General features: G+C 50.4%; 11 protein-coding genes. 1 reads left to right on the top strand and 10 read right to left on the bottom strand.

Going from position 1 to position 8397, the window contains the following annotated elements:
- The 9 genes from tuf to fkpA form a co-directional block, all read right to left on the bottom strand.
- The coding region (tuf, locus tag D9597_RS01175) for an elongation factor Tu (RefSeq protein WP_001364266.1) at window positions 1-1154 on the bottom strand (1154 nt) is incomplete at its 3' end.
- Window positions 1155-1224: 70 nt separating this feature from the next.
- Entirely contained in the window at window positions 1225-3339 is a 2115-nt protein-coding gene (gene fusA, locus D9597_RS01170; RefSeq protein ID WP_000124701.1) for an elongation factor G, read from the bottom strand.
- 96 nt (window positions 3340-3435) lie between these two features.
- Window positions 3436-3906 carry a 30S ribosomal protein S7 gene (gene rpsG, locus D9597_RS01165; protein ID WP_001138043.1) on the bottom strand — a complete coding sequence of 157 codons (471 nt, stop codon included), beginning with the start codon at window positions 3904-3906 and terminating at the stop codon, window positions 3436-3438.
- A 96-nt stretch (window positions 3907-4002) separates the two neighbouring features.
- Window positions 4003-4377, bottom strand: a complete 375-nt coding sequence (gene rpsL, locus D9597_RS01160; RefSeq protein WP_000246815.1) for a 30S ribosomal protein S12 — start codon at window positions 4375-4377, stop codon at window positions 4003-4005.
- Between the two features lie 125 nt (window positions 4378-4502).
- Window positions 4503-4790: a sulfurtransferase complex subunit TusB gene (gene tusB, locus D9597_RS01155; RefSeq protein ID WP_130221410.1), complete on the bottom strand. Its 288-nt coding sequence runs from the start codon at window positions 4788-4790 to the stop codon at window positions 4503-4505.
- Window positions 4791-4797: 7 nt separating this feature from the next.
- Entirely contained in the window at window positions 4798-5157 is a 360-nt protein-coding gene (gene tusC, locus D9597_RS01150) for a sulfurtransferase complex subunit TusC (RefSeq protein ID WP_130221409.1), read from the bottom strand.
- Window positions 5157-5543, bottom strand: a complete 387-nt coding sequence (tusD, locus tag D9597_RS01145; RefSeq protein WP_001209689.1) for a sulfurtransferase complex subunit TusD — start codon at window positions 5541-5543, stop codon at window positions 5157-5159. The genes tusC and tusD overlap by 1 nt, the downstream gene beginning before the upstream one ends.
- Window positions 5543-6265 carry a transcriptional regulator gene (locus D9597_RS01140; protein WP_000091466.1) on the bottom strand — a complete coding sequence of 241 codons (723 nt, stop codon included), beginning with the start codon at window positions 6263-6265 and terminating at the stop codon, window positions 5543-5545. Before D9597_RS01140 ends, tusD begins: the two co-directional genes overlap by 1 nt.
- Before the next feature lie 166 nt (window positions 6266-6431).
- Window positions 6432-7244 carry an FKBP-type peptidyl-prolyl cis-trans isomerase gene (gene fkpA / locus D9597_RS01135; RefSeq protein WP_130221408.1) on the bottom strand — a complete coding sequence of 271 codons (813 nt, stop codon included), beginning with the start codon at window positions 7242-7244 and terminating at the stop codon, window positions 6432-6434.
- Window positions 7245-7464: 220 nt separating this feature from the next.
- Between fkpA and D9597_RS01130 the strand changes: the two genes are divergently transcribed.
- Complete coding sequence (locus D9597_RS01130; RefSeq protein WP_064527535.1) at window positions 7465-7683, top strand: protein SlyX; 219 nt, start codon at window positions 7465-7467, stop codon at window positions 7681-7683.
- A gap of 48 nt (window positions 7684-7731) precedes the next feature.
- On the opposite strand, the gene slyD is transcribed toward D9597_RS01130, so the two are convergent.
- Window positions 7732-8322 carry a peptidylprolyl isomerase gene (gene slyD / locus D9597_RS01125; RefSeq protein WP_000861334.1) on the bottom strand — a complete coding sequence of 197 codons (591 nt, stop codon included), beginning with the start codon at window positions 8320-8322 and terminating at the stop codon, window positions 7732-7734.
- Window positions 8323-8397: the final 75 nt, after the last annotated feature.

Raw genomic sequence — 8397 nt, 5'->3', positions numbered from 1 at the left:
CCAACGGTACGGCCGCCTTCACGGATTGCGAAACGCAGACCGTCGTCCATCGCGATCGGGTGGATCAGGGTAACAACCATTTTGATGTTGTCGCCCGGCATTACCATCTCTACGCCTTCCGGCAGTTCGATGGTACCAGTCACGTCAGTAGTACGGAAGTAGAACTGCGGACGGTAGCCTTTGAAGAACGGAGTATGACGGCCGCCTTCATCTTTGGACAGAATGTACACTTCAGATTCGAACTTGGTGTGCGGCTTGATGGTGCCCGGCTTAGCCAGTACCTGGCCACGTTCGATTTCTTCACGTTTGATACCACGCAGCAGAACACCTACGTTCTCACCAGCACGGCCTTCGTCCAGCAGTTTGCGGAACATTTCAACGCCAGTACAGGTAGACTTCTGAGTCTCTTTGATACCAACGATTTCAACTTCTTCACCAACTTTGATGATACCGCGTTCTACACGACCGGTAACAACGGTACCACGACCGGAGATGGAGAATACGTCTTCGATCGGCAGCAGGAACGGCTTGTCAATCGCACGCTCTGGTTCCGGAATGTAAGAATCCAGGAAGCCAGCCAGTTCCAGGATTTTCGCTTCCCACTCTGCGTCGCCTTCCAGCGCTTTCAGAGCAGAACCACGAACGATCGGAGTGTCGTCGCCCGGGAAGTCGTACTGAGACAGAAGTTCACGAACTTCCATTTCAACCAGTTCCAGCAGCTCTTCGTCATCAACCATGTCACATTTGTTCAGGAACACGATGATGTACGGAACGCCTACCTGACGACCCAGCAGGATGTGCTCACGAGTCTGCGGCATCGGGCCGTCAGTCGCAGCAACTACCAGGATCGCGCCGTCCATCTGAGCAGCACCAGTGATCATGTTTTTAACATAGTCGGCGTGCCCCGGGCAGTCTACGTGTGCGTAGTGACGGGTCGGGGTGTCATATTCAACGTGAGAAGTGTTGATGGTGATACCACGAGCTTTTTCTTCCGGCGCGTTATCGATCTGGTCGAATGCACGAGCAGCACCGCCGTAGGTTTTAGCCAGTACGGTGGTGATCGCAGCGGTCAGAGTAGTTTTACCGTGGTCAACGTGGCCGATAGTACCAACGTTAACGTGCGGTTTTGTACGTTCAAATTTTTCTTTAGACACGGCTATATTCCTTACTATAGTGCTCTCCCCTTCAGGAGAGAGCACGGGACTTTGGTATTAACCCTTAGGCTTATTTACCACGGGCTTCAATTACGGCCTGAGCAACGTTACTCGGCGCTTCATCATACTTCAGGAATTCCATGGTGTATGATGCACGACCTTTGGTCAGAGAACGCAGCTGAGTTGCGTATCCGAACATTTCAGACAGCGGTACTTCAGCGTGGATCTTAACGCCAGTAACTTCAGATTCCTGACCTTTGAGCATACCACGACGACGGCTCAAGTCACCGATAACGTCACCGGTGTTCTCTTCTGGAGTTTCTACTTCAACCTTCATGATCGGCTCAAGCAGAACTGGTTTCGCTTTCTTAAAGCCTTCTTTAAAGGCGATAGAAGCAGCCAGTTTAAACGCCAGTTCAGAGGAGTCAACGTCATGGTAAGAACCGAAGTGCAGACGAACACCCATGTCTACTACCGGGTAGCCTGCCAGCGGACCTGCTTTCAGCTGTTCCTGGATACCTTTATCAACGGCCGGGATGTATTCGCCAGGGATTACACCACCTTTAATGTCGTTGATGAACTCGTAGCCTTTCGGGTTTGAACCCGGCTCCAGCGGGTACATGTCGATAACAACATGACCATACTGACCACGACCACCAGACTGTTTCGCGTGTTTACCTTCAACATCGGTAACTTTCTGGCGGATAGTTTCACGGTAAGCAACCTGCGGTTTACCTACGTTCGCTTCAACGTTGAATTCACGCTTCATACGGTCAACGATGATGTCGAGGTGCAGTTCGCCCATACCCGCGATGATGGTCTGGTTAGATTCTTCGTCAGTCCATACACGGAAAGACGGGTCTTCTTTAGCCAGACGGCCCAGAGCCAGACCCATTTTTTCCTGGTCAGCTTTGGTTTTCGGTTCAACTGCGATGGAGATTACCGGCTCAGGGAATTCCATACGTTCCAGAATGATCGGCGCATCCGGGTCACACAGGGTGTCACCAGTGGTTACGTCTTTCAGACCGATTGCAGCAGCGATGTCGCCCGCGCGAACTTCTTTGATCTCTTCACGTTTGTTAGCGTGCATCTGAACGATACGACCGAAACGCTCACGTGCAGCTTTCACGGAGTTCAGTACGGTATCACCAGAGTTAACCACACCGGAGTAAACACGGAAGAAGGTCAGGTTACCAACAAACGGGTCGGTAGCGATTTTGAACGCCAGTGCAGAGAACGGCTCGTCATCACTTGCGTGACGTTCAGCCGGAGTGTCTTTACCGTCGTCCAGGATACCGTTGATCGCAGGTACATCAACCGGGGATGGCAGGTAATCAATTACCGCATCCAGCATCGCCTGAACACCTTTGTTCTTGAACGCAGAACCACAGGTTACCAGGATGATTTCGTTGTTCAGAACGCGCTGACGCAGAGCACCTTTGATTTCTGCTTCAGTCAGTTCTTCACCACCCAGGTATTTTTCCATCAGCTCTTCAGAAGCTTCAGCTGCGGATTCGATCAGGTTCTGGTGCCATTCGTTAGCCAGTTCAACCATGTCTGCCGGGATATCTTCGTATTCGAAGGTTACGCCCTGGTCAGCGTCGTTCCAGTTGATAGCTTTCATTTTCACCAGGTCAACAACACCGGTGAAATGTTCTTCAGCACCAATCGCCAGCTGCAGCGGAACCGGGTTCGCGCCCAGACGGGTTTTGATCTGGTTAACAACTTTCAGGAAGTTCGCACCCATGCGGTCCATTTTGTTAACGAACGCAATGCGCGGAACTTTATATTTGTTTGCCTGACGCCATACGGTTTCAGACTGCGGCTGAACACCACCAACTGCGCAGTAAACCATTACCGCACCATCGAGAACACGCATGGAACGTTCTACTTCGATTGTGAAGTCAACGTGCCCCGGGGTGTCGATGATGTTGATGCGATGCGGCTCATACTGCTTAGCCATACCAGACCAGAATGCAGTAGTTGCAGCGGAAGTGATGGTAATACCACGTTCCTGCTCCTGCTCCATCCAGTCCATGGTTGCAGCGCCGTCATGAACTTCACCGATTTTATGGTTTACACCGGTGTAGAACAGAATACGTTCGGTAGTAGTGGTTTTACCGGCGTCGATGTGCGCACTGATACCGATGTTACGGTAGCGTGCGATGGGTGTTGTACGAGCCATTTGTTTCCTCGTTTATCTTTTAGGCGTTCAATTTAAGTAGCCCAAAGCGGGCTGCTTACTGGAAGCGCCCGCCTGGTGACTAAAACTCCGAAGGGATTACCAACGGTAGTGTGCGAACGCCTTGTTGGCTTCGGCCATACGGTGAACGTCTTCACGTTTCTTAACTGCAGTACCTTTGTTTTCTGCAGCATCGGAAAGTTCGTTCGCCAGGCGCAGAGCCATGGATTTATCACCGCGTTTACGAGCAGCTTCAACGATCCAACGCATTGCCAGAGCATTACGACGAACCGGACGGACTTCAACTGGTACCTGATAAGTAGAACCACCAACGCGGCGAGACTTAACTTCTACAGTCGGGCGCACGTTTTCGAGAGCTACTTCGAATGCTTCCAGTTCAGATTTACCAGAGCGCTGAGCCAGGGTCTCCAGCGCGCTGTATACGATAGATTCGGCAGTAGATTTTTTACCATCTACCATCAGGATATTTACAAATTTAGCCAGCAGTTCTGATCCGAACTTCGGATCCGGAAGAATTTTACGCTGACCAATGACGCGACGACGTGGCATGGAAATACTCCGTTGTTAATTCAGGATTGTCCAAAACTCTACGAGTTTAGTTTGACATTTAAGTTAAAACGTTTGGCCTTACTTAACGGAGAACCATTAAGCCTTAGGACGCTTCACGCCATACTTGGAACGAGCCTGCTTACGGTCTTTAACGCCGGAGCAGTCAAGCGCACCACGTACGGTGTGGTAACGAACACCCGGGAGGTCTTTAACACGACCGCCACGGATCAGGATCACGGAGTGCTCCTGCAGGTTGTGACCTTCACCACCAATGTAGGAAGTCACTTCGAAACCGTTAGTCAGACGAACACGGCATACTTTACGCAGTGCGGAGTTCGGTTTTTTAGGGGTGGTAGTATATACACGGGTACATACGCCACGTTTTTGCGGGCATGCTTCCAGCGCAGGCACGTTGCTTTTCGCAACTTTGCGAGCACGTGGTTTGCGTACCAGCTGGTTAACTGTTGCCATTAAATAGCTCCTGGTTTTAGCTTTTGCTTCGTAAACACGTAATAAAACGTCCTCACACAATATGAGGACGCCGAATTTTAGGGCGGTGTCGAAAAGGTGTCAAGAAATATACAACGATCCCGCCGTCACCAGGCCATCTGGCTGGTGTGCTTAACCGTAAGTCTGACGAAATCAGTATAGTCAATCGGGATGATATCGTTCGAAATTTGAGCAGTCAAACCGCGGGCAATGAGGTCTTCGTTCAGGGCATAAACCTTAATGGGGGCATTACGCAGACTTTCAAGGTAGCGGTTGCCGTCAACTACGGCAGTTACGCCATCCTGTAATAACAGCAGTTCGTCGCCCTCACTGAGCAGACGCAGCAGCGCAGGAAAATCTGTCAGCCAGGGAGAGCGATGTAATGTGTGCAACATGTACGCCTCAAAATTTCAAAATAACATCGTAGTTGGCGAGTTCGCGGCGTAAGGCATCTGCTTCGAGCGGCGTGGCTTCGACGACAAAGGGTGTCTGCGGTTCTAACCCGCGTTCGCGCAGAGAAGCCGCACAAACCCAGCACTGTTCAATGTCATACAGATCCAGCAATTTAAAAGTGGCAATGTAATCACGCGCCAGCACCGCATCGGGCTTTTGTCCTGGCAGAAGCTGAAAAACGCCATCGGCGATAAAGAAGACGGCGAGATCGTCAGTTAAAGCGGAAGTTGCGAGTAAAGCATCTAATCCCTCACGACCAGCCGCGGTGCCATGAGGCGCAGTAGAAAAGACAAACGCTATTCGTTTCATCAGAACTGTACCACCCTGTCACAGGTTAGCGAGGCTTCTGCCAGAGCGCCAAGTCCGCTTAAGGTAAATCCCGGCTGAAGGTTTGACGAGGCCAGCCCCAGTCTTCCTGCTTCAGTTTCATCGACGATACCGCGGCGTAACGCTGCCGCTACGCAGATATTCAGTGCCACACCATGTTGCGCATTCAACTGTTGCCAGCCGCGCACAAGGTCAAATTCGTCGCTTGCCGGTGAGGTCAATTGGTTAGCGTTATAGACCCCTTCCCGGTAGAAAAAGACGCTACTCAACTCATGGCCTTCTGCTATCAGCGCCTGTGCAAACTGAAAAGCACTACTCGCCTGTTGCGTTCCGTATGCTGGCCCGGTTACCACGATGGCAAAACGCATTACTTATCTTGCCCCTGGAAATCACCGCTCTTGAACTGACGGATATAGAGATAAACAGTATGTTTGGAGATGTTGAGACGATCAGCAACCTGGTTGATCGCATCTTTGATATCGAAAATGCCTTTCTCGTAAAGATTCAACACGATTTGACGATTTTTGGCGTTATTAGAAACATTACGATCGGCGTTCACTTCTTCAATGGTGAACTCCAGTGTTTGGGTAACCAGATCTTCAACCGAAGACGCAAAGTTGACACTTGAACCGACGTCCGGGGTTTCTGGCGGCACAAAAGTGCTCATAATCTGCGAGAAAGGAACATCAAGATTCATATTGATGCACAGCAGACCAATTACACGCTGTTCGCGGTTACGAATCGCGATGGTCAGGGACTTCATTAATACGCCGCTTTTGGCGCGAGTAAAGTAGCATTTAGAAACGCTGCTATCCGCTCCCGTCATGTCGTGCAGCATACGCAGTGCCAGATCGGTAATTGGCGAGCCAATCTTCCGGCCTGTATGTTCGCCGTTGGCAATACGAATGGCTGAACATTTTAAATCCTGCAAAGAGTGCAAAACGATTTCACAGTGGGAACCAATGAGCATCGCTAACCCGTCCACCACCGCTTCGTAGGATTTCAGAATATCAAAATCGGTCTGGTCGAAAGGACGTTGATCCAGTAAATCCAACTCACTGGTTTCGTTGGTTAAAAGCGACCTGGACATGAAAAAAAACACTCCTTTTCAGGAGCCTGTCGTTAACTTTTCAGGGCAGGCTCATTAATGATGCGGGTAATTAAATTAATACAGCGGAGGTTCCGCTTTCCAGCACTAATTATATCCGGCCTGCAATAAAAAAACCGCCGCCTGGTCAGGCGGCGGTTTTTAATGCTTATTTTTTAGCAGAATCTGCTGCTTTAGCATCTGCTTCTGGCTTCGTATCAGCCTTCGGTGCTGGTTTCACATCCAGCAGTTCTACGTCAAATACCAGAGTAGAGTTCGGTGGGATCCCCGGAACGCCCGCTTTGCCGTAAGCCAGCTCTGGTGGAATAACCAGTTTGATCTTACCGCCTTTCTTGAGGTTCTTCAGACCTTCAGTCCAGCCAGGGATCACGCCGTCCAGACGGAACGAGAGCGGTTCACCACGGGTGTATGAGTTATCGAACTCTTTACCGTCGATCAGCGTACCTTTGTAGTTCACTACTACAGTATCGCTGTCTTTCGGTGCTTCGCCTTTACCGGCTTCTACTACCTGATAAACCAGGCCAGTTGAAGAGGTTTTTACACCTTTCTCTTTGGCAAATTTCTCGCGGTACTCTTTACCTTTCGCTTCGTTTTCAGCCGCATCTTTTTCCATCTTCGCCTGTGCGGAGGACTTCACGCGTGCTTCAAACGCTTGCAGAGTCTGTTCGATCTCTTGATCGGAGAGTTTGCTTTTATCAGCAAATGCATCCTGAACACCCGCGATTAGCTGATCTTTATCCAGTTTGATGCCCAGCTTTTCTTGTTCTTTCAGAGAATTGTCCATGTAACGACCGAGCGAAGCACCCAGCGCGTAAGCTGATTTCTGATCGTCATTTTTGAACGCTGCTTTGCTGTCAGCAGTTGCAGTTGGTTTCGCCGCTTCGGCAGCAAAAGTGATTGGTGCATGCAGGGCAACGGCCATTGTGGTCGCCAGCAGCGTTACTTTAAACAGTGATTTCATCCATATCTCCAGGATCGGGGCATCTCACCCCTGGGTTAACTATTATCAGAAAGGTACTATAAAACGTTGTCGAACAAATCTACATACAGATACGCCCTATTATCATCTATTTTCAGACTCTTTTTGTTTAAATTAGTTTCGATGACTGCGAAATGAGTGCTGTCTCGGGCAGCAAAGTTAAGTAGAATCCGCGGCGACTATTCGACAAAAGAGGTGAATCATGCAGGATTTAACTTTGGAAGCACGCCTGGCAGAACTGGAGAGCCGGCTGGCTTTTCAGGAAATCACCATTGAAGAACTGAACGTCACGGTGACCGCTCATGAAATGGAGATGGCGAAACTGCGCGATCATCTGCGTCTGCTGACCGAGAAGTTAAAAGCCAGCCAGCCGTCGAACATCGCGTCGCAGGCTGAAGAAACGCCACCGCCACATTATTGAGGCGTAAAAAAAGCGGGGATTCCCCGCTTTTTTGTCACTTTTTCGGTATTAGTGGCAACCGCAACCGCCGTTACCTTTACCGCCACAGCAGCCTTCGCCACCGTGTTCATGACCGTGATCGTGGCCATGACCGCCGCAGCAACCGTCGTGGTCGTGATCGTGGTGATGATCGTGCGCACCGTGAACGTGACCATGAGCCAGTTCTTCTTCAGTCGCTTCGCGAATCGCCACAACTTCAACGTTGAATTTCAGATTCTGACCAGCCAGCATGTGGTTACCGTCAACCACAACGTGATCGTCTTCAACCGCAGTGATTTCAACCGGTACTGGACCCTGGTCGGTTTCAGCCAGGAAACGCATACCTACCTGCAGTTCATCAACGCCCATAAATACGTCTTTAGGAACGCGCTGCACCAGGTTTTCGTCGTACTGACCGTAAGCGTCGTTCGCGCCAACAGCGACATCAAATTTATCGCCAACTTCATGACCTTCCAGCGCTGTTTCCAGGCCAGAGATCAGGGAACCGTGACCATGCAGATAGTCCAGCGGCGCACTCACCGGAGACTCATCAACCAACACACCGTCTTCTGTACGTACCTGATAGGCCAGGCTGACCACCAGGTCTTTTGCTACTTTCATGATATCTCCTGAGCATGGGAAGAATAGTGGCGCAGATTGTAGCGGAATTCTGCAGCCGTGTACTCACTAGCTTAA

The sequence above is a fragment of the Escherichia sp. E13S3 genome (genome assembly GCF_004212325.1).
GTDB lineage: Bacteria > Pseudomonadota > Gammaproteobacteria > Enterobacterales > Enterobacteriaceae > Escherichia.
This window is presented reverse-complemented; position numbering and strand designations above follow the sequence as displayed.

What these genes read in the sequence shown, in the direction of transcription:
- D9597_RS01140 (WP_000091466.1), bottom strand. Translation starts at nt 6,265, where the DNA reads ATGTCCAGGTCGCTTTTAACCAACGAAACCAGTGAGTTGGATTTACTG.
- rpsL (WP_000246815.1), bottom strand. Translation starts at nt 4,377, where the DNA reads ATGGCAACAGTTAACCAGCTGGTACGCAAACCACGTGCTCGCAAAGTT.
- tusC (WP_130221409.1), bottom strand. Translation starts at nt 5,157, where the DNA reads ATGAAACGAATAGCGTTTGTCTTTTCTACTGCGCCTCATGGCACCGCG.
- rpsG (WP_001138043.1), bottom strand. Translation starts at nt 3,906, where the DNA reads ATGCCACGTCGTCGCGTCATTGGTCAGCGTAAAATTCTTCCGGATCCG.
- tusD (WP_001209689.1), bottom strand. Translation starts at nt 5,543, where the DNA reads ATGCGTTTTGCCATCGTGGTAACCGGGCCAGCATACGGAACGCAACAG.
- slyD (WP_000861334.1), bottom strand. Translation starts at nt 8,322, where the DNA reads ATGAAAGTAGCAAAAGACCTGGTGGTCAGCCTGGCCTATCAGGTACGT.
- tusB (WP_130221410.1), bottom strand. Translation starts at nt 4,790, where the DNA reads ATGTTGCACACATTACATCGCTCTCCCTGGCTGACAGATTTTCCTGCG.
- fusA (WP_000124701.1), bottom strand. Translation starts at nt 3,339, where the DNA reads ATGGCTCGTACAACACCCATCGCACGCTACCGTAACATCGGTATCAGT.
- fkpA (WP_130221408.1), bottom strand. Translation starts at nt 7,244, where the DNA reads ATGAAATCACTGTTTAAAGTAACGCTGCTGGCGACCACAATGGCCGTT.
- D9597_RS01130 (WP_064527535.1), top strand. Translation starts at nt 7,465, where the DNA reads ATGCAGGATTTAACTTTGGAAGCACGCCTGGCAGAACTGGAGAGCCGG.